The organism is Marinimicrobium alkaliphilum (assembly GCF_003259155.1).
Lineage (GTDB): Bacteria > Pseudomonadota > Gammaproteobacteria > Pseudomonadales > Cellvibrionaceae > Marinimicrobium_A > Marinimicrobium_A alkaliphilum.
Genome location: NZ_QGMQ01000003.1, coordinates 65,217 through 85,578 on the forward strand (window position 1 = coordinate 65,217; position 20,362 = coordinate 85,578).

Sequence of the window (20,362 nt, forward strand, 5' to 3'; positions counted from 1 at the left end):
CGGGCACTTTAAACCACGTGCCATATGGACTAGAGTATTGAGAAGCGGGCCCAGGCCCGCGCCTAAATAACCAAATAAAAGGATTTCGTCATGCGAGTAACTCTCCCTATTCACAGACTCCAGCCCATTCTCTGGGCCAGTATTCTGCTTACTCTGGCAGCTTGCGGCGGTAGCAGCAGTGATGACCAAGCTAACGGCAACGGCTATGAAGGTGAAGAGTCGGCGGCCGAAATCTCCGTCGACAACCAGGGCGACATCGCCATGGCCGCCCGCGCCAGCACCGAAGACGCCATCGTTCAGTTTCAGGGGGCAGACCTGCCCGGCCTGCCCATGGGCGTAAGCCTCGATCAAGCGCACAATGAACGAGTGGGCGACACCAGCCTCGGCCTGATTGCTCAGGCCCAGCCCAGCGGCGCCTCAACCCAGACCATCGAGGGTGAGTGCGGCGGTAATGCTCAGTTCAATTTTGAGGACGGCGACACTCAGGTGGGCCACATCCAGTACAATAACTTCTGCGCCGGTGAGAGCGACGATACGGTGGTTATCAACGGTCGGGTCGACTTTGAAATGAGCGACAGCTTTTATGAAGTTCGCTACAACAATGTGACCTTCACTTACCTGGGAGAAACCCACACCCTCAACAGCACCATCAGCTGCGACCTTGGGGGCACCGGCGAATGCAGCTACAGCTCCGACTTCAGCGGCTCCGACGGCCGCACCTACCGCGCCTCCAACACCCAGGTCAGCGGCAATGAAAGCACCGGCTACAACGTCAGTGCGCGGGTCTATGACCCGGACCACGGTTACGTGGATTACCAGGCCAGCGGCATCACCCTGTGCAGTGGCGGCGGCATTGGCAGCGGCAACATTACCGTTTCCGACAGCAGCGGTTCGGTACTGGAGATCACCTTTACCAGCTGTGACAGCATGACCGTTACCTACGACGGTGTTTCTGAGACCTTCAGCCAGTAATCCCGCCCCGACGACCGGCGGGGGCTGCACCCTCGTCGGTCACCCCCCGGTCGCCAAAGACGTTTTTTTATAGATAATGAGACCTACATCACGCCTTAGGACCTTCTAACTGAAGCCAAAGTAGGTTATGTTGTTTTATACGCCAAGCACCGCTAGCCGTCGGGTGCCACAAAAACCTTATCTTCGCGCTGACACAACAGGTAACCACTATGAAATCCCAAACCAACACCCACGCTCTGTGGATCACTCTGCTGCTCGCGGCCTCTCTGGGCTTGAGCGGCTGCCTTCTCGATGACAACGATGACGACGTCGCCGATACCAACGGCAATGGCGGCGGTAGCGGTGCCGACGAAGTCACCGAAATGCCCGAATACACCGGCAACACCGAGGCTGCGGTCGTCACCGAAGAAAACGGCGTCGAAATTTCGATGACCGGCCACCAAGGCGCTCAGACCGCGATCGAGTACGAACAGGCCACCCAGTTGCCGGTGCCCACAGGCATCAGCGCCAGTGGCGGCGACAGCCTGACCGACCTGCTGGGCAGCCTGAGCAGTGACCTGGTGCAGAGCGACGCAGCCCTGCCCACGGGCGCCATTACCGTGCGCCGTGAAGAAGGTGAATGTGGCGGCGAAGTCACTCTGTCCCTCGGTGGCCAGTTGGACTACCAGAACTACTGTACCGTCGAATCCGGCGTGGAGTTGGTGGTCAACGGGCCGGTGCAATTCGAGGAAGACGCCAACGGCGTGCGCACGCTGGGCCTGCGCGGTGTGACCATCGCGGCTCCGGGCAAAACCACTACGCTGACCGCCGACGTCACCTGCTACACCCAGGAAACGCCCCGTCGCTGCTACTTCGACACCAATATTGAACTGGACAACGGTGAGGTTCAACGGATTGAAAATGCGCAGGTTACCCAAGACGAAAGCAATGGCACCTATGACTTCAGCCTCCGGATATTCGATCCCTTCCATGGCTATACTGATGTCATTGGCACGGGTCTTCTGCTCTGTGCAACCGGTGGTTTTTCGACCGGAAATATGGTCGGCAGCGTCGACGGACTCGAGCTTTACACCATCGATTTCAGCAATTGCTCTACCATGACCCTGACACTCTTCGGGGATACCGATGAGGTGTCGCAGTAAAACCTTCCCGGGCGGGTCTAACCAGACCCGCCCCGTTTGCCCCCGGAAGACGCCCATGCGGCTTTTCTCTCCCCTGATTTTCCTCGCCCTTGCCCTTGTTGGCCTGCCCAACGACGTGCGCGCGCAGGCGCAATTTGACCTCAGCCCAATGCTCAGCCACTACCGCCACCGGGAAACCACCGACGACGGACGAACACTTAACCGCGAGCGGGGCATGCTGTACGGAGTTGCGCTGAGCACCCGTTACCCACTGGGACCCCAGTGGTACGGACGGGCACACGGACAATGGATGGGCGGGCGTATCGATTACACCGGTGTCACCCAGGCCAACCGGCCTCTGAGCACCCACACAGAGTACGATGATCGCCGCCTGGGGTTGGCATTGGAACACTGTCTGGGGCAGTGCCGCACGCGCTTATCCGCTGGCGTGGAACATACCCGGCGCGAGCGGGACATCCGACCGACCTCTGACAGCCTACGTCTGTTTGAAACCTTCACCGGCTGGGATTGGCATCTGGGCGCCAGTCAGCGACTCCTGGCGCCGCTCACAGTAAACGCGCGCGCCGTTTATAGCCGCAGCGCCACAGTGAGACCGGATTTGAGTGTGATTGGGTACGGCACACCGACGGTGCCGCTGCCCAGCAGTTGGGGCGCGGACCTGGGGCTGGATTGGTCACTGATCAGTCGCAACGGTCTCGATGGGAAAGTCTTTATTCAGTATGAATGGCGCGAAAGTCCGAGCAGTGACGCTGTCCAGGTCAGCAATGCACGCGGTCAGCAGATCAGCGTCAACCAACCCAACACCCGGGTCGAGCAGTGGCAGCTGGGCCTGAGCCTGACCTGGCGGCGCTAACCCCGCTCACCCCTCCAGCCAGCGCGCCAGATGCGCAAACACCGCGTCGCGGTAAATCGGCAGCTCCTTGACCAGGTGGTGGCGGGCATCGTCGATCATCCGAATCTCGGCATTGGGCAATTTACCGCTGATCTGGTTGAGATTGTAGCGCCAGTCCACGACCGTATCCCCCGTGCCCTGGACCACCAGCAAAGGCTTGTCTCGGTCCGGCAGATCCCGAAAGCGGGCATCCCAGGCCTTCATCGCCTTGACCCAGGCGACCGAGACCTGGCGGCTCTGAAGCGGGTCTTCCTGAGCCTGAAAATGATTGAAATCATCGTCGTGGGAACTGGGCACAAACACCCGAGGCACGTGCGTCATCCAGCGCCCGAGCAGGCACAGGGTGATCCGCGATAGGGCCCAGCCCTTGGGCAACAACAATGGGGCCAGCAGCGCCACCCGGTCAAAGCGCGGGCGATGCAACCACTGATGAATCAATAGCGTCGTGCCCCCAGTGCTCTGGCCGACGGCGTGAAGCGGCCCGGGCAGGTGCGGCTCAGCGGCGTCCAGCAGAGCGTCGAGCACCTCGGCATATCGCTCAAAGCGATCAATGGCCGCCGGCTCGCCACTGCTCAGCCCGTGGCCGGGCAAATCAAAGGCGAGCACGCCATAACCCTGGGCCAGGGCGAAATCGATCAAGTGATTGTAGTAGCCAATGTGATCGAAGTAGCCGTGCACCACCACCAACGTCGCTTTCGCCCTGGCGGGCAGCCAGTAGTGACAGGCAATATCAAACCCACCAAGGGGAAGCTTGCCAAAACCGTGCACCAGACCGCGCTCCGGGTCAGCGCCCGGCAAGTCATAAAATTCCAGGTAGGTTTGGGCGAGCGGATCCTGCCCGAAGCGGTCCGCAGCCGGGTCAAAGGTCAGCGGCGGCAGTGCCGCCGCCAGCTGTTGCAGGCGTTCAACGTCGATCAACATCCTCAAAGTATGCCAGAGACCCGAGCGGCCCGCCTACCTTTTAGCGCTCATCGGCGGTCAGCGCCTGCAGTGCCCCGGTGACGTACACCAGGGGCGCATTCCAGTTGATCGCCACCTCGTTGGTGGAATAGCTGCACCAGTGATCGATAAACGACAGGGCTGGCAGGTTCGAGGGATATTCGTCCGCGCCGCAGTCATCCTGGACGCTGTTGTGTGGTCCCCCTAATACAAAGCCCGGTACCGGGTCCTCAATATCATCCGCGTAGGATACCCGGTGGTGGGGGTCCATCACCTGCTGGAGTCCAAAGCCAGTGACAAAACTGTAGCCCGTGGGGTTACGGCCAAGCACGTAATCCATTTTCTTGTGGGCCGCATCCAGGTATTCCCGGTTCTCGCTCAGGCGATAGGCCTGAATCAACATCATGGCCTGGTTGAGTGCATAGGAATTGCTGCCCCAGAAAAAATCCCCCGGCACATTCATGCCCAGGCGCCAGGCCGAGCCCCGCACCTGCGCCAACAACCCATCGCCCAAGGTCTGAAATCGGCCCTCGACCAATGTTCGGTCAGCATCGGCAAGCTGATCCAGATGACCCGCGAGGCTCATCCACAACAACCCACCGGAATTTGACCAAGACGGAATGCCCACAGTCATGCGCTCCAGGTCGACCTGCTCGCGCCACTCCCGATCGCCGGTGGTCAGGTAGAGTTCCGTCGCGGCCCAGGCGCGCACCAGGTCGATATTGGCATTGCTGTAGGCGCCGGTGACTACATCCGGGTCGTAAACCTCGTTCATGGCATTCTGGTCGTAGCGCACATCCGGGTTGGCCTCTGCCCATTCCCAGGCATCTTTGGCGGCGGCCAGCATGCGCTCGGACACCTCACCAAAAACCTCGTCGTAGGGCGCATAGACCCGGCTAGCCATAGCCATGGTGGCCGCAAAGTTCAGGGTCGCCTCGGTGCCTTTGGCGACCATATAGCGGGTGGCGTCAGTGGTATGGGGCATCACCGCGTCGGCAAAGCGGGCGGTGGTCAGCTTGTGGTAAACCCCACCGTCGTAGGGGTCCTGCATCTCCAGCATCCACTCGAGGTTCCACCAGGACTCATGCAGGATATCCGGCGCGCCACCCTCTCCGCTTTCGGGAATGGTCAGGTCTTGCGCGGCATAATATGCCGGGAAATGCTCATACGCTGAGAGCAAGGCGTGCATGGTGATGCCGGAGTTGACGATGTACTTGTTGAAGTCACCCGCGTCGTACCAACCTTTGGGCGCCGACACGATGGTACCCGCCGGGCGGTCTTCAGTGGCCGCGGAGGGGTGAATCTCCACCTCCGTGTCCGGGTGCCCCGCCGGGCGCGCCCATTGGCCCGCGTGCTCGGGCAGCAGCTCCGTGCTGGCACGGTTGAAATAAAAGGCTTTCAGCGCGGCATCGTTGAGCGACCGGTAGGCCTCTGGCTGGATCCTGAACACCTGCGATTCCCCCAGACCGGGAACCCGCAACCGGTATTCACCGGGCTCGGTCAGGTCGGAAAAGTCCGCGATCCGCACCTGTTGATCCGCCGGCGCCCAAACGGCAGCAATACTCAGGTCGCCGGTCAGCACCGGCTCGCCGGTTTCGGCATCAAGCACACTGAAACGCCCGTCGCCCTCATCCGGCACCACGGCGAGCTTGGCGGCACCCGGCAAGAAGCCGACCTGATTGATACGAATCCGGGGCTCCACCTGATTGACATCGCTGTCATTACCGTTTGAAACTACCTCTGCGTCGCTCTCATCCGGACCATTGCCGGAGCAGGCCACCAACGCCAGGGATGCAAACCCGGCGACCCATGCTGTTACGGTATTTTTCATCATTGCCTCACTGTTATTATCAACACTGCCGTTCGTTGACCGGCCTAAAGCCTTCTGGCCAAAGAGTCTATCAGACCTTTAGGCGCGGGCTCCAGAGGCCAAACACAACCTTACACCCAATGGGCTCACGAGGATTACCATGCAATCACCTTCCACCCCTCTGCGCTGGGGCATGATCGGGGCAGGCGACGTCGCCGAAGTCAAAAGCGGCCCCGCGCTCTACAAAACCGCCGGCTCAACGCTGGTAGCGGTGATGCGCCGCAACCCCGAGCGCGCCCAGGACTACGCCCGCCGTCACGGCGTCGAGCGCTGGAGCACCCGCGCGGAAGACATCCTCCAGGCGGAGGACATCGACGCGGTCTATATCGCGACACCACCGGACAGCCACAAAGACTACACCCTGGCCGCGCTCGCGGCGGGCAAACACGTTTATGTGGAAAAGCCCGTGGCCCTGAACACCCGCGAATGCGATGCCATGATGGCCGCCGAACAGGCGAGTACGGCCTCGGTCTGCGTCGCGCATTACCGGCGTTTTCTGCCCATTTTCGCGCGCATGAAGAGTCTGCTGGACAGCGGCGCCATCGGCCGGCCTCTGGTCGCGCGCCTGGATATGCTGCAACCGGCGGGTTCGGACCTGATCGCGGCCAGCGACCAGAACTGGCGCGTGGACCCGGCGATTGCCGGGGGCGGCCTGTTTCACGATCTGGCGCCCCACCAACTGGATTTGTTGTTGCACTGGTTCGGGCCGGTGGTGCGCGCCAGCGGCTTCGGCATCAACCAGGGCGGCCACTATCCGGCCGATGATTGTGTTCACGGCTGGGCCGAACTGGCCCAGGGGGTGGCGTTTCAGGGACGCTGGCACTTCGCTATGCCCGAGACCGAGCGCCTTGACCTGTGCGAGATTATTGGCACTGAAGGCCGCCTGAGCATCAACTTTTTTGGCGAACAGTGCCTGACCCTGGACAACGGCGATGGGCAGCAGACCTTCCGCATACCCAACCCGCCCCACATTCAGCAGCCGATGATTGAGCAGGTATTGCGCTACTGGCGCGAGGGCGGCGACAACCCCTGCAGCCTCGCGGAAGCCCGGGCAGTCACGGCCCTGATGGACGACTTTACCCGCTGAACCGACACAAAAAAGGCGGCCCCGAAGGGCCGCCTTTTGCTATCGCCATTGGCTGCGCTGGACTCAGCCTTTGGCGCGCTGCTCCAGAATTTCTACCGCCGGCAGTTTTTTACCTTCTACAAACTCGAGGAAGGCACCGCCGCCCGTGGAAATGTAGGACACCTGATCTGCCAGCTGCCACTTGTCGATGGCGGCCAGGGTATCGCCACCACCGGCGACCGAGAAAGCCTCACTTTCGGCAATGGCCCGGGAAATGGCTTCGGTACCCTTGGAGAAGGCCTTGAACTCAAATACGCCACAGGGGCCGTTCCACAGAATGGTTTTGGCACCCTTGATGATGTTGGCCACCCGGGCAATGGTTTCCGGGCCGTAGTCGATGATTTCTTCATCGGTCTTGATCTCAGTCACTTTGCGCACTTCAGTGGCCGAGTCATCACGCCAGTCATCAAATCCGTCTTTGGTCACGCGCACGTCGGTGGCGTAGATGACCTCGGTGGTCTTGGTCAGGGCCTGAGCGACCGGAATCAGGTCCTTCTCGTGCAGGGAGTTGCCCACTTCGTTGCCGGCCGCGGCGACGAAGGTGTTGGAAATACCTCCGCCTACAACCAGGGTGTCAGCGATTTTGGACACGGCTTCCAGCACACCCAGCTTGGAAGACACCTTGGCGCCACCCACAATGGCCACCAGCGGACGATCGGGGTTATCCAGAGCCTTGCCCAAGGCATCCAGCTCACCGGCCAGCAGCGGGCCGGCGCAAGCGATGGGTGCGTACTTGGCAACACCGTGGGTAGAGGCCTGGGCGCGGTGCGCGGTGCCGAAAGCGTCCATGACGAAAACGTCGCACAGGGCCGCCATTTTCTTGGCCAGGGCATCGTCGTTGGCTTTCTCGCCGGCATTGAAGCGCACATTCTCCAGCAGGACCAGGTCGTGGTCGCCCATGTCCACACCGTCGACCCAGTCGCGAATCACCGGGATTTCACGTCCCAGCTTTTCACTCAGGTAGGTCGCTACCGGCGCAAGAGAGGCCGACTCGTCAAACTGGCCCTCCTCCGGACGCCCCAAGTGGGACATCACCATCACTTTGGCGCCTTTTTCCAGGGCCAGTTTCAAGCTCGGAATAACCGCATCCGGGCGCACGGTACTGGTAATCTTGCCGTCTTTCAGCGGCACATTCAGGTCTTCGCGGATCAGCACCCGCTTGCCGGACAAATCCTGGTCTTGCATGCGTTTTACGCTCATGAAGAACTCCAATAGGTTATAAAAAGGGTTATGGGCCGGAAACAATTAACCCGACAACCGCAATCGTCGGGTTAATGATACCGCACCTGGGGCGACGCCTGGGCGCCTCCCCTGTCGCAGTCAATCGGGCCTTAAAGCAGGCTCTCTGCGGTCTTGGCAATGTTTTCAGCGGTAAAGCCGAAGTGCTTCATCAGGTCGCCACCCTTGCCGGACTCGCCAAAGGTGTCCAGGGACACAGTCGCGCCATCCAGGCCCACGTATTTGCGCCACTGATCGCCGTGCGCCGCTTCCACAGATACCCGCGCCTTGACGCTGCGCGGCAGCACCTGCTCCTGGTAATCCTTGCTCTGCTGATCGAACAGGCTGGTGCAGGGCATGGATACCACGCGCACCTTGCGGCCCTTATCGCTCAACAGATTGGCAGCGGCAACTGTCGGGTCCACTTCCGAACCGGTGGCCATCAGAATCACCTCGGGCTCACCCTCGCAATCGCTCAGGATGTAACCGCCGCGGGCGATCGCCTCCACCTGCTCTGACGTACGATCGAGGGCGTTCAAGCCCTGACGGCTGAACACCAGAACGCTCGGGTGATCCTTGCTCTCAATCGCCATCTTCCACGCGGTGGCGGTTTCAGCGGCATCACAGGGACGCCAGATGTCGGAGTTCGGGGTCGCGCGCAGGGTCGCCATATGCTCGACCGGCTGGTGCGTCGGGCCATCTTCGCCCTGACCGATGGAGTCGTGAGTGTAGACGAAAATGTTCGGCAGCTTCATCAGCGCAGACATGCGCACGGCGTTGCGGGCGTAGTCCATGAACATCAGGAAGGTGGCGCCGTAGTGGATAAATCCACCGTGAGCGGTGATGCCGTTCATCATGGCGCTCATGCCAAACTCGCGCACACCGTAGTAAATGTAGTTGCCCGAGGCATCCTCTTTGGTGATCGGCGTGGAGCCGTCCCAGATGGTCAGGTTCGAGCCCGCCAGGTCGGCAGAGCCACCGAGCATTTCCGGCAACAGCTTGTTGTAGGCTTCGATGGACTTGAGCGAGGCCTTACGGCTCGGCATGGCCTCTTTCTTTTCCTGGCACTGTTTGATGAATTCGTTGGCCTTGGCGGCGAAATCGGTGGGCAGCTCGCGCTTGATCACGCGGCGCTCAAATTCGGCGGCCAGCTCCGGGTGAGCCTGGCGGTAAGCGTCAAACTTCTCGTTCCAGCTCTTCTCAGTCGCCGCGCCCTTGGCTTTCGCGTCCCAGCCTTCGTAAACATCCGCCGGTACTTCGAAGGGGCCGTGCTCCCACTTCAACTGCTTGCGCACCAGGGCCACTTCATCGTCGCCCAGGGGCGAGCCGTGGGAGGCGTGACTGCCGGCTTTGTTCGGTGAACCAAAACCGATCACGGTCTTGCAGCAGATCAGCGTGGGCTTGGCGGTTTCCGCCTGCGCGGCTTCGATCGCGGCCTTGATCGCGGCCGGGTCGTGGCCGTCAACGTTGGGGATGACATGCCAGCCGTAGGACTCAAAACGCTTGGGCGTGTCGTCGGTAAACCAGCCTTCGACTTCACCGTCGATGGAGATGCCGTTGTCATCGTAGAAAGTGATCAGCTTGCCCAGACCCAAGGTACCGGCCAGAGAGCAGGCTTCGTGGGAGATACCTTCCATCAGGCACCCGTCGCCGGCAAACACGTAAGTGTAGTGGTCGACAATGTCATGGCCGTCGCGGTTAAACTGTGCCGCCAGGGTTTTTTCTGCCAGCGCCATACCAACGCCGTTGGCCAGGCCCTGGCCGAGCGGACCGGTGGTGGTTTCAACGCCCGGGGTGTAGCCCAGCTCCGGGTGACCCGGGGTCTTGGAGTGCAGTTGGCGGAAGTTTTTCAGCTCTTCCATCGGCAGGTCATAACCGCTCAGGTGCAACAGTGAGTACACCAGCATGGAGCCGTGGCCGTTGGACAGAATAAAGCGGTCGCGGTCGGCCCAGTGGGGGTTCTGCGGGTTATGGTTGAGAAAGTCATTCCAGAGGACTTCCGCGATGTCCGCCATCCCCATGGGCGCACCCGGGTGACCACTGTTGGCTTTTTGAACGGCGTCGACAGCGAGAACGCGGATGGCGTTGGCAAGTTCAGTGCGTGAGGGCATGTGGCTAGAAACTCCTGAATTTATCCGAAAATGAAAGGGCGCTACAGCAAAAACGCAGTATTGTAATACAAATAACCCCTAAAAATCAGCCGCTATTTTCCCTGAGTTACCCGGTCAGGTAAAGGGAAAGACTAAAAGTCATCTTAACTATATCAAAAACTTTTGATATAGGTTGCGTCTGTTGCTAGAATCCGCACCATGACTTTAGCCGCTGCAACAGACTCAGCCCTGCCGGTCGGGGATCTGACGGCCACGGCCAGCCTGCTCAAGGCGGCGGCGGACCCTTTGCGCCTGGATATCCTGCGCCTGCTCGCCCAGGACTCTTTTGGGGTGCTGGAGCTGTGCCAGCTGCTGACCATCAAGCAGTCGGGCATGAGCCACCACCTGAAAGTGCTGGCCAACGCCGGACTGGTGACCTCCCGGCGCGAGGGCAACTCGATTTTTTACCGGCGCGCCTATTTCAGCGCCGACGACCCGCTCGCGGCCCTGCAACAGAGCCTGTTTGCGACCCTGGACAACAACGCCTTGAGCGATGAGCGCGCCGAGGCCCTCGAACGTATCAGGGAAGAGCGCGCCCGGGCCTCCCAGGCGTTCTTTGCGAGTAATGTGCGTAAATTCCGGGCCCAACAGGATTTGATCGCCAGCTACCCGGTGTACGCCGAGCAGGTGTCCCAGTTGCTCGCGGATACGCCTTTGCCCGGCCAGAAGCTGGCACTGGAAGTCGGCCCGGGCGAAGGGGATTTTCTGGCGGTGCTCAGTGAGCGCTTTGAACGGGTGCTGGCGGTGGACAACTCCCCCATCATGCTGACCCGCTCGCGCGATCGGGTGAACACTCTGGGGCTGAACAATGTCGAGCTGGTGCTGGGCGATACCCGCAAGCTGCCCGAGCGCCAACTGGACGCGGATTGTGTGGTGCTCAATATGGTGCTCCACCACACGCCCTCACCGGCGGATATTCTGCGCGATATCAGTACCGCGCTGGCGCCGGGTGGGGCTTTGCTGATGACGGATTTGTGCCGCCACGAGCAAGCCTGGGCGCGGGAGGCGTGCGGGGATTTGTGGCAGGGATTTGAGCCGGAGGATTTGGGCCACTGGGCGCGGGAAGCCGGGCTGGTGGAAGGCCAAAGTGTGTACTTTGCCCTGCGCAACGGCTTCCAGATCCAACTACGACAATTTTTTAAGCCATCGAGGTAATCTTTCAGGCTTTTTCGAATAGACGGTATACGGGTTGCGCCAGGGGCGCTACGCAAGCTGGGCCAGGAAGAGCGGCGACCGTGTTCTGAGACACGCAACGAGTACATCCATGTATGCTTGAAGTCGGCATCCATGCCTCCTACAGTCTCAGAACACGGTCGCCGCTCTCCCTTCACCGCTCCGCTTCCCCCTTCTGTTTTCTTTTCGACCCACTATTCGAAAAAGCCTGAAAGATTGCCCCGATGGCCGGGAGGGATGAGGGGGTAAGGGGTGCGCGACTGTAGGAGGCATGGGTGAAGCCAAGTGTATGCAAAGCACTGCTTTGCGCTTGGCTGAACGCCCGTAGCCTATGCGAAGGGCCGGTCCGCTTGCGGCCGACTTCAAGCGTACAGGGACGTATTCACAGCGTGTCGCGCACCCCTTACCCCCTCATCCCCTACCACCAAATTTTTATTCAATTCAGAGAAAAGAAGGCAGAAGGACACCCCTATGGCTGAGTATTCTGTATTTACCTCCGAGTCCGTCTCCGAGGGTCACCCCGACAAAATGGCCGATCAGATCTCCGATGCGGTGCTGGACGCGATTTTGAAAGATGACAAAGACGCGCGCGTCGCGGTTGAGACCCTGGTCAAAACCGGTATGGCGATTGTCGCCGGCGAAGTGCGTACCTCCACCTACGTCGACCTGGAAGACCTGATCCGTCAGGTGATTCTCGACATCGGTTACGACTCCAGCGACGTCGGCTTTGACGGTGCCTCCTGTGCGGTACTCAATGCCATTGGCAAGCAGTCCGCCGATATCGCCGTGGGCGTGGACGAAGGAGACAACAAGGATCAGGGCGCCGGTGACCAGGGCCTGATGTTTGGCTACGCCTCCGACGAAACCGACGTGCTGATGCCAGCGCCGATTTATTTCTCGCACCGACTGGTCGAACGCCAGGCCTACCTGCGTAAACAGGGTGTACTCACCTGGTTGCGTCCGGACGCCAAAAGCCAGGTAACCCTGCGCTACGAGAACGGCAAGCCGGTGGCGGTGGATGCGGTGGTGCTTTCCACCCAGCACGACCCGGGTATCAGCCAGGCGGATATTCGCGAAGCGGTCATGGAAGAGATCGTTCGCCACGTGTTGCCGGCCGAGTGGCTGCACGCGGGGACCCAGTACCATATCAATCCGACCGGCCAATTCATCATCGGTGGCCCGGTGGGCGATTGCGGACTGACCGGACGCAAGATCATCGTCGATACCTATGGCGGTATGGCTCGTCACGGCGGCGGCGCTTTCTCGGGTAAAGACCCGTCCAAGGTGGACCGTTCGGCGGCCTATGCCGGTCGTTACGTGGCCAAGAATATTGTCGCCGCTGGGCTCGCGGCCCGCTGTGAGATTCAGGTGTCCTACGCCATTGGTGTGGCCGAGCCGACTTCGATCTCGATCAACACCTTTGGCACCGGCAAACTGACCGACGAAGAAATTGCGGATCTGGTGCGCGAGCACTTTGACCTGCGGCCCAAGGGTTTGATCGAGATGCTCGATCTTAAGCGCCCGATTTACCGCGCGACGGCGGCCTACGGACATTTTGGGCGCGAGCTGCCGGAGTTTACCTGGGAAAAAACCGACAAGGCCGCGTTGCTTAAGAAGCATCTTTGACGGATGAGGTTTCTGTCAGGTTTGGAGTGACACTGTCGGATTACGGCTACGCCTAATCCGACCTACTGGAGGCAACGTGCCACTGGTTGGAATGGACGTACTTCTGTCGGATTACGGCTGCGCCTAATCCGACCTACTGGAGGCATCGTGCCACTGGTTGGAATGGACGCACATCTGTCGGATTACGGCTGCGCCTAATCCGACCTACTGGATGCGGCGTGCCGTTGTTTGAGTAGGTCGGATTAGCCCGCAGGGCGTAATCCGACAAAACGCACCAAACGTTAAACGAATTTTTTGATCACCGCCCACGAGGGGAGAGACACCATGAATATTGCTGCAAACTTCAGCGACTACAAGGTCGCAGCCAAAACCAAAGACGAGTTCAAGAAGGCGGCCGAGTGGGGCCGCCTGGAAATCGATATCGCCGAAGGCGAAATGCCCGCGCTGATGGCCCTGCGCCGCAAATACCGGGACGAAAAACCGCTCGCCGGTGCCAAGATCATGGGCTGCATTCACATGACCATCCAGACCGCCGTACTCATCGAAACGCTGGTCGAGCTGGGCGCGGAAGTGCGCTGGTCATCGTGCAACATCTTCTCCACACAGGATCACGCCGCCGCCGCCATCGCCGCCGCCGGTGTACCTGTGTTTGCCTGGAAAGGTGAAACCGAAGAAGAGTTCTGGTGGTGCATTGAGCAGACCGTGCTCGTGGATGGCAAACCCTGGGATGCCAATATGATCCTCGACGACGGCGGCGATCTGACCCAGATCGTTCACGAAAAATACCCGCAGATGCTCGAGCACATTCACGGTATCTCCGAAGAGACCACCACCGGTGTGCACCGCTTGCAGGACATGCTCAAAAAAGGCGAGCTGAAAGTCCCCGCCATCAACGTCAACGACGCGGTCACCAAAGCCAAAAACGACAACAAATACGGTTGTCGCCACAGCCTGAACGACGCCATCAAGCGCGGCGTCGATCACCTGATGGCCGGCAAGAAAGCGCTGGTCATCGGTTACGGCGACGTGGGTAAAGGCTCTGCGGCGTCGCTGCGTCAGGAAGGCATGATCGTGAAGATCACTGAAGTCGATCCCATCTGCGCCATGCAGGCCTGTATGGACGGTTTCGAAGTGGTGTCGCCCTACAAGAACGGTATCAACACCGGCAAATACGAAGACATCAATCACGACGTGTTGTCCACCACCGATCTGATTGTCACCACCACCGGCAACACCAACGTCTGCGATTCGGCCATGTTGCGGGCCCTGAAAAACAGCGCCGTGGTGTGCAACATCGGTCACTTCGACAACGAGATCGATACCGCGTACATGCGCGAGCATTGGGAGTGGCAGGAAGTGAAGCCCCAGGTTCACAAAATCTACCGCGACAAGGCCAGCAACGATCACCTGATCCTGCTCTCCGAAGGTCGCCTGGTGAACCTCGGCAACGCCACCGGACACCCGTCGCGCATTATGGATGGCTCTTTCGCCAACCAGGTCCTGGCCCAGATGTACCTGTTCGAGCGCAAGTTCGCCGACCTGGATGCCGAACGCAAGCCGGAACATGTGTATGTGCGTGTGTTGCCGAAAAAACTGGATGAGGAAGTGGCCAAGGACATGGTCGAGGGCTTTGGCGGTGTGATCACCCGACTGACGCCGCAACAGGCCGAGTATATCGGCGTTGAGGTCGACGGCCCCTTCAAAACCGAATCCTACAAGTACTGATCGAATTTACCGGCACCGCCCCTGCCAGGGCGGCGCCGGGTATCCACGAGAGACAATTATGAGTAACCAGGACGTGCGTCTGAGTTTCGAGTTCTTTCCTCCCAAGACCCCGGCGGGCCAGGAGAAACTCGACACCGTTAAAGACCAACTGAATCAATTTGCACCGGACTTTTTCTCGGTCACCTACGGTGCCGGCGGCTCCACCCGCGACAACACCAAAGATATCGTCACCCGCTTCAAGCAGGCCGGCCTGAGCGTAGCGCCGCACCTGTCTTTCGGAGGCGATAATGCGGATACCGTCAAGGCACTGATCGCCGAGTACCAGGCGGCGGGCATCGACCGTATTGTGGCTCTGCGCGGCGATATGCCCTCGGGCGTTGGCGGCGCCTACCAACTGGTCTACGCCAACGAGCTGGTGGCGTTTATCCGCGAGCATTTTGGTGACCATTTCCAGCTCGAGGTGGCGGCCTACCCGGAAATTCACCCGCAAGCAAAAAGCTACGATGACGATATCCGCTACCTGAAAGGCAAGTTCGATGCGGGCGCCAACAGCGGCATCACCCAGTACTTCTACAACCCGGACGCCTACTTCCATTTTATGGAGCAGTGCGCCAAGGCCGGCATCAGTCAGCCCATTTACCCCGGGATCATGCCGATCATCAACTTCCGCAACCTGATGCGTTTTTCCGACACCTGCGGCGCCGAGATCCCGCGCTGGCTGCGCAAGCGCCTGGAGAGCTTTTACGACGATAACGACAGTTTGCGGGCTTTTGGCGTAGACTTGGTAACAGAGTTGTGTGAAACCCTGCTCGAAAACGGCGCGCCCGGGCTTCACTTCTACACCATGAACCAGTACGAGCCCTGCGCCACCGTCGTCAAAAACCTCGGTTTAACACCGCAGGCGGATTGACACGGCCCTGTGCCCGCCCAATAATTGGCGGGCATTACGTCAACTGCGGGAAGCGGGACGTAGACACATAACAATAGAGCCAAGCCACTTGGCCAGTGAGGTTCCAGCATGAAAGAGGGTAGACCCACCTCGTTCGATATTGCCTATCGAGCGGGCGTATCGCAATCGACGGTATCCCGGGCGCTGCGCAACAGTCCCCTGGTGAGTGAGGAGACGCGCCGCAAAGTCCAGGAAATCGCGCAAGAACTCAACTATAAGGTCGACAAAAACGCGCGCAACCTGCGTTCGCGTAGCACCTGCACTATCGCACTACTACTGTGCGAGGACCACGGCACCGCCAATTCGGTGATCAACCCCTTCTTTTTGTCGATGCTCGGGAGCATCACCCGCGCCTGCGCCAATCGCGGCTACGACCTGCTGGTATCGTTTCAACAGGCCAGCGAAGACTGGCATGCGGACTACGAGGACGCCAACCGCGCCGACGGCATTATTTTTCTCGGCTACGGTGACTACGTCACTTACGTGGAGAAGCTTAACCAGCTGACTGAAGTCGGTGCCCACTACATCACCTGGGGTCCGGTTCTGCCGGGGCAGCCCGGGTTTTCCATTGGTTGCGACAACTTCAACAGTGCCTGTAAAGCCACCAAGCACCTGATCGATCTGGGGTATCGCAATATCGCCTTTATCGGCGATATCTCCGAGCACAGCCCGGAGTTCAACTCCCGCTACAAAGGCTACTGCAAGGCATTGAAGGCGGCGGGCATTGAGGTCAACCCACAGCTCCAGGTGGCGGCGGAAACCTTCGAGGACTCAGGTTACCAGGCCATCAAAACCCTGGAAAAACGCGGCATCAAGTTTGATGCAGTGTTTGGCGCGAGCGATCTGATCGCAATCGGCTGCGTGATGGCCCTGGAAGAATCGGGCCTTACCATTCCCGACGATATCGCCCTGATGGGCTTCGACGATATCCCCATGTCCGGTTACACCCATCCGCCGCTGTCTACGGTTCGCCAGGACACCAATAAAGCCGGTGAAATGCTGGTGGAGAACCTGCTCAAGCTGGTTGCCGGTGATGTGGTCGAGTCGCAACTGCTACCGGCCGAACTGATCGTCCGTGGCTCTTGCGGCGCCCAAAAAGGCCGCCGCAAGCAACCCCCCGCCGCTTAACGGGGGCTGGCGGGAATCCGCAGCTCTTCCAGGCGTGCAGCCAGCGCCGGATTGTTGACCGGCTCGTTAAAGGCCAGCACACGGACGCCATGGGCGGGCACCTCCAGCGTAATAGCGGGATGGGCGCCCGTGTCGTCAACTGTAATCACAGCGTCACCACCCAGCTCTTCCCAACGACCGGTATTGATCATACCTTCGGCTGTCACTGCCGTAGCCCGGTCACCTTTGTTCAGTAGCACCAGTGCCGTCTGGGCAACACCGTCGACCTGATAGACCCGCAGGAAGGCGGCGGTATCGCCGGCAAAGTCCAGGTTCACCTGCAAGCCCTTCTGGAGCGCAACAGATTGCTGACGGATGTGGGCGATATGGCGCAGGGCTTCGGCGATCGGATGGCCTTCAGCACGGGCAATATTCTCCTCGCCGTAATAGTTGCGATTGCCGTAGTGCTCCGCCAGGCCTGACTGGAAACCGATTTCTGACCCGTAGTAAACCACCGGAATCCCGCGCGCGGTAAAGAGCCAGTTATTGGCGCTCATGTAACCACCGGTGTCCGCATCCAGACGACTCATATCGTGGTTGTCGTAGAACGTCGCCAGCTCATAAGGGTTCTGGTAAGGACTGTTTTCCAGATACAGATAGCCGAGAATCTCGGCGAAATCACTGCCCGGATTCTCAAACACCTGAGTCATGTGCTGCCGACCCGGAAAATCAATCACACTCACGCCGCCGTTCTCCGGATAAGTGTGTTCGGCAATCTCGGCCGCTTCATAGCTCCAGCTTTCCCCGAACATAAAGAAATCCGGATGCTCGGCGCGAATACGCCCCACAAACTCCTTCCAGAAGTGGTGCGGTTGGTGCTTGATGGTGTCGATACGGAACGCCGCGGCACCCTGCTCAATCCACTGCAAGTAGGCGTTGACGAAATAGTCCATCACCTCCGGGTTGTCCGGGTCGAGGCTGGCCAGCTCGGCAATATCCGGCTCGTGCAGAAACCAGCGCTGCAGGGGATTGCTGGCGGGATCAAGATCATTCGGATGAACGTTACCGTGGTCGGCCAAAAGCTCACCCTCAGGTCCGTAAATCTGACCGAAGTTGCCGTGCGGCTCGTCCATACCCCAGGCGGGAGAACCGTGGTTGGCCACGATATCGAGGACGAGCTTCAAGCCGTACTCTTCTTCCAGCGCCTGGGTGAGGTCCGCAAAGCTCAGGTCGTCCGACTCCAGGTGCTCATCCACCTTGAAAAAGTTGACGCCCCAATAACCATGGTAACCGGTTTTGCCGCCGTCGCCGCTACCGCCAAAAGTGACTTCATCGCCACCGCTGAAGGCTGCATCCGGGTTGTCGATAATGGGCGTGACCCAGACTGAGGTGAAACCCAGGTCGCGAATATAGTCAGCGTTGTTGAGCAAGCCCCGAAAGTCGCCCCCCATATAGCCAATAAAGGCTTCCTCGCCGTCAGGCCCTTGCAGACGCCCCTCCCAGCTCGGATGATCGCCACCCTGATCTTCAAAGTTGTTGCTCGAATCGCCATCGACAAAACGGTCGGTCATCACAAAATAGATGGCCTCGCGGGCCCAAGGCTCGCGCGTACCGTAGTACTCGGCGCCGGGATCTACGCTTACCTTCGGATCGGCACTGCGCTCGCTGGCACAGCCGATCATCAGGGCGGCTGCCAACGGCAGCAGGGCAAAACCTTTCAAAGCATTCATAGTTACCTACCTTACAGGGACGCTTCCGCGCCCTCATCTTCTACCAAAAGAGTGGCCGCAGCCGCGATAAAGAAACACACACCGGCCAGCGCCAAGGCATAGATTGCCTGACCACCGAAAAGATCGCGCACCAGCATTCCCAAAATACTCACCGCCAAGATCTGCGGAATCACAATAAAGAAGTTGAAGATCCCCATGTAAATGCCCATTTTGTGCGCGGGCAGGGAACAGGACAGAATCGCATAGGGCATGGACAGGATTGACGCCCAGGCAATACCGATACCCACCATCGACACCAACAACCAACTGGGGTCGCGGATCAGCAGCAGCGAGATCATACCCAGGCCACCCATGATCAAATTGACCATATGGGTACTCTTGCGCGAGATCAGTTTAGCAATCACGGGAATCAGGAATGCGGCCATGGCGGCAAAGACATTGTAAGAGGCAAAGAGTACGCCCACCCAGTCAGCGCCCTGATTGTAGGCAACCGACGCGGTATCGCTGGTGCCGTAGTGATAACCGGTAATGGCCGGCGTGGCGTAAATCCACAAGCAAAAAAGCGCAAACCAGGAGAAAAACTGCACGACCGCCAGCTGCTTCATGGTCTTGGGCATGTGGAAAAAATCGTGGGTAAAGTGATAAAAGCCGTTGTTGATCTTGCCATTGCCGAGCATGTAACCGCTGATCAATTGCAGAATACCGAACACGCACACGCCCCCGGCAATAATGTGCAGGCGCCAATCCAGTCCGAAACCGGAAATCAGTGCAACCAAAGCCACGCCTGAGGCCAGCCAGAGCTTGCCGCCGCGCGCGTACTGCCCGTGGGTACGCGTTTCCGCCAGGATTTCATCGGTGCGTTTTTCTTTCAGGCTATCGTCGTACTCGGCGAACGCCTTCAGTTGCTCCGGGCTGTACTCCTTGGTCGTCACCACCGTCCAGAGCACCGCGAAGAAAAATACCGCCGCACCCACATAAAAGGCATACATCACCGAAGGCGGAATCACGCCCGGGGCTGCGGTATTGGCCACATCCAGCCAGTTGGTCAACATCCAGGGTAGCGCCGAAGCCACTACCGACCCTATCCCGATAAAGAAGCTCTGCATGGCGAAGCCCGCAGTACGCTGCTTTTCCGGCAGCATATCACCGACAAACGCGCGGAAAGGCTCCATGGAGACGTTGATCGAAGCGTCGAGAATCCAGAGCATACCCGCCGCGACCCACAGGTAAGGCGAATGGGGCATGAACACCAGGGCCAGACTCGCCGCGATCGCACCATACAGAAAGTAAGGACGCCGCCGGCCCAGACCGGTCCAGGTTTTGTCACTGAAATAGCCAATGATGGGCTGCACGATCAAACCCGTCATGGGCGCTGCGAGCCACAGGATGGGGAGTGTATCTACACCGGCACCGAGAGTTTGAAAAATCCGGCTGACGTTCGAGTTCTGCAGGGCAAAGCCAAACTGAATGCCCAGGAAGCCGAAACTCATGTTCCAAATCTGCCAGAAGCTGAGCTGAGGTTTTTTTGTCATGGTCAGGTACTGCCTATTCTGCTGAAGTCATGGTTATTTACGGACAACAGTAATCTTCCAGCCCCCGCCACACAAGACTTTGCATACGTATTCAGGCTTTTAGGCCCCGACCGGACCACCCTGCATACGTATGCATTGAGCAAACCGGTATGCATACGTATGCAGTCTATTGCGGTGATATCAGCGCCAGGCGTATGTTAGATCAACAGTC

At 59.4% G+C, this 20,362-nt stretch carries 15 protein-coding genes; 9 read left to right on the top strand and 6 right to left on the bottom strand.

Translation table 11 applies throughout. The annotated features are described in order from the left end of the window. Positions 1 to 90: 90 nt before the first annotated feature. From DKW72_RS05850 to DKW72_RS05860, 3 genes are all read left to right on the top strand, one after another. On the top strand, positions 91 to 972 hold the full coding sequence (locus DKW72_RS05850; RefSeq protein ID WP_111641411.1) for a hypothetical protein: 882 nt from the start codon (positions 91 to 93) through the stop codon (positions 970 to 972). A 209-nt stretch (positions 973 to 1,181) separates the two neighbouring features. Further along, complete coding sequence (locus DKW72_RS05855; protein ID WP_111641412.1) at positions 1,182 to 2,114, top strand: hypothetical protein; 933 nt, start codon at positions 1,182 to 1,184, stop codon at positions 2,112 to 2,114. A gap of 55 nt (positions 2,115 to 2,169) precedes the next feature. Further along, complete coding sequence (locus DKW72_RS05860; protein ID WP_111641413.1) at positions 2,170 to 2,967, top strand: hypothetical protein; 798 nt, start codon at positions 2,170 to 2,172, stop codon at positions 2,965 to 2,967. Positions 2,968 to 2,973: 6 nt separating this feature from the next. On the opposite strand, the gene DKW72_RS05865 is transcribed toward DKW72_RS05860, so the two are convergent. Both DKW72_RS05865 and DKW72_RS05870 read right to left on the bottom strand, forming a co-directional pair. Continuing rightward, entirely contained in the window at positions 2,974 to 3,927 is a 954-nt protein-coding gene (locus DKW72_RS05865; protein WP_111641414.1) for an alpha/beta hydrolase, read from the bottom strand. A gap of 40 nt (positions 3,928 to 3,967) precedes the next feature. After that, complete coding sequence (locus tag DKW72_RS05870) at positions 3,968 to 5,776, bottom strand: glycoside hydrolase family 9 protein (protein WP_232522326.1); 1,809 nt, start codon at positions 5,774 to 5,776, stop codon at positions 3,968 to 3,970. A 139-nt stretch (positions 5,777 to 5,915) separates the two neighbouring features. Between DKW72_RS05870 and DKW72_RS05875 the strand changes: the two genes are divergently transcribed. After that, positions 5,916 to 6,902, top strand: coding sequence for a Gfo/Idh/MocA family protein (locus DKW72_RS05875; RefSeq protein WP_111641416.1), 987 nt, complete (start codon positions 5,916 to 5,918; stop codon positions 6,900 to 6,902). Between the two features lie 63 nt (positions 6,903 to 6,965). Here DKW72_RS05875 and DKW72_RS05880 read toward each other — a convergent pair whose 3' ends face one another. Together DKW72_RS05880 and tkt are read right to left on the bottom strand one after the other, a co-directional pair. Continuing rightward, positions 6,966 to 8,141, bottom strand: coding sequence for a phosphoglycerate kinase (locus DKW72_RS05880; RefSeq protein WP_111641417.1), 1,176 nt, complete (start codon positions 8,139 to 8,141; stop codon positions 6,966 to 6,968). A 131-nt stretch (positions 8,142 to 8,272) separates the two neighbouring features. Beyond that, a complete protein-coding gene (gene tkt / locus DKW72_RS05885) occupies positions 8,273 to 10,270 on the bottom strand; it encodes a transketolase (protein ID WP_111641418.1) in 1,998 nt (665 codons plus the stop codon). Between the two features lie 198 nt (positions 10,271 to 10,468). Between tkt and DKW72_RS05890 the strand changes: the two genes are divergently transcribed. From DKW72_RS05890 to DKW72_RS05910, 5 genes are all read left to right on the top strand, one after another. Continuing rightward, positions 10,469 to 11,464: an ArsR/SmtB family transcription factor gene (locus DKW72_RS05890; RefSeq protein ID WP_111641419.1), complete on the top strand. Its 996-nt coding sequence runs from the start codon at positions 10,469 to 10,471 to the stop codon at positions 11,462 to 11,464. Between the two features lie 489 nt (positions 11,465 to 11,953). Continuing rightward, positions 11,954 to 13,108: a methionine adenosyltransferase gene (gene metK, locus DKW72_RS05895; RefSeq protein ID WP_111641420.1), complete on the top strand. Its 1,155-nt coding sequence runs from the start codon at positions 11,954 to 11,956 to the stop codon at positions 13,106 to 13,108. A 324-nt stretch (positions 13,109 to 13,432) separates the two neighbouring features. Continuing rightward, positions 13,433 to 14,833 (top strand): adenosylhomocysteinase, encoded by a 1,401-nt coding sequence (ahcY, locus tag DKW72_RS05900; RefSeq protein WP_111641421.1) that lies wholly within the window; start codon positions 13,433 to 13,435, stop codon positions 14,831 to 14,833. 58 nt (positions 14,834 to 14,891) lie between these two features. Next, on the top strand, positions 14,892 to 15,743 hold the full coding sequence (gene metF, locus DKW72_RS05905; protein WP_111641422.1) for a methylenetetrahydrofolate reductase [NAD(P)H]: 852 nt from the start codon (positions 14,892 to 14,894) through the stop codon (positions 15,741 to 15,743). A 108-nt stretch (positions 15,744 to 15,851) separates the two neighbouring features. Continuing rightward, positions 15,852 to 16,910, top strand: coding sequence for a LacI family DNA-binding transcriptional regulator (locus DKW72_RS05910; RefSeq protein WP_111641423.1), 1,059 nt, complete (start codon positions 15,852 to 15,854; stop codon positions 16,908 to 16,910). On the opposite strand, the gene DKW72_RS05915 is transcribed toward DKW72_RS05910, so the two are convergent. Together DKW72_RS05915 and DKW72_RS05920 are read right to left on the bottom strand one after the other, a co-directional pair. Continuing rightward, positions 16,907 to 18,619, bottom strand: a complete 1,713-nt coding sequence (locus DKW72_RS05915; RefSeq protein WP_111641424.1) for an alpha-amylase family glycosyl hydrolase — start codon at positions 18,617 to 18,619, stop codon at positions 16,907 to 16,909. The two genes, DKW72_RS05910 and DKW72_RS05915, sit on opposite strands and share 4 nt — an antisense overlap. 11 nt (positions 18,620 to 18,630) lie before the next feature. Continuing rightward, entirely contained in the window at positions 18,631 to 20,151 is a 1,521-nt protein-coding gene (locus tag DKW72_RS05920; protein WP_111641425.1) for an MFS transporter, read from the bottom strand. Positions 20,152 to 20,362: the final 211 nt, after the last annotated feature.

Excerpts from the sequence above, each read along its gene's own strand:
- DKW72_RS05865 (WP_111641414.1), bottom strand. The coding sequence starts at position 3,927 with ATGTTGATCGACGTTGAACGCCTGCAACAGCTGGCGGCGGCACTGCCG.
- DKW72_RS05860 (WP_111641413.1), top strand. The coding sequence starts at position 2,170 with ATGCGGCTTTTCTCTCCCCTGATTTTCCTCGCCCTTGCCCTTGTTGGC.
- DKW72_RS05855 (WP_111641412.1), top strand. The coding sequence starts at position 1,182 with ATGAAATCCCAAACCAACACCCACGCTCTGTGGATCACTCTGCTGCTC.
- DKW72_RS05915 (WP_111641424.1), bottom strand. The coding sequence starts at position 18,619 with ATGAATGCTTTGAAAGGTTTTGCCCTGCTGCCGTTGGCAGCCGCCCTG.
- ahcY (WP_111641421.1), top strand. The coding sequence starts at position 13,433 with ATGAATATTGCTGCAAACTTCAGCGACTACAAGGTCGCAGCCAAAACC.
- tkt (WP_111641418.1), bottom strand. The coding sequence starts at position 10,270 with ATGCCCTCACGCACTGAACTTGCCAACGCCATCCGCGTTCTCGCTGTC.
- DKW72_RS05850 (WP_111641411.1), top strand. The coding sequence starts at position 91 with ATGCGAGTAACTCTCCCTATTCACAGACTCCAGCCCATTCTCTGGGCC.
- metK (WP_111641420.1), top strand. The coding sequence starts at position 11,954 with ATGGCTGAGTATTCTGTATTTACCTCCGAGTCCGTCTCCGAGGGTCAC.
- DKW72_RS05910 (WP_111641423.1), top strand. The coding sequence starts at position 15,852 with ATGAAAGAGGGTAGACCCACCTCGTTCGATATTGCCTATCGAGCGGGC.
- DKW72_RS05870 (WP_232522326.1), bottom strand. The coding sequence starts at position 5,776 with ATGAAAAATACCGTAACAGCATGGGTCGCCGGGTTTGCATCCCTGGCG.
- DKW72_RS05880 (WP_111641417.1), bottom strand. The coding sequence starts at position 8,141 with ATGAGCGTAAAACGCATGCAAGACCAGGATTTGTCCGGCAAGCGGGTG.
- DKW72_RS05875 (WP_111641416.1), top strand. The coding sequence starts at position 5,916 with ATGCAATCACCTTCCACCCCTCTGCGCTGGGGCATGATCGGGGCAGGC.
- metF (WP_111641422.1), top strand. The coding sequence starts at position 14,892 with ATGAGTAACCAGGACGTGCGTCTGAGTTTCGAGTTCTTTCCTCCCAAG.
- DKW72_RS05890 (WP_111641419.1), top strand. The coding sequence starts at position 10,469 with ATGACTTTAGCCGCTGCAACAGACTCAGCCCTGCCGGTCGGGGATCTG.
- DKW72_RS05920 (WP_111641425.1), bottom strand. The coding sequence starts at position 20,151 with ATGACAAAAAAACCTCAGCTCAGCTTCTGGCAGATTTGGAACATGAGT.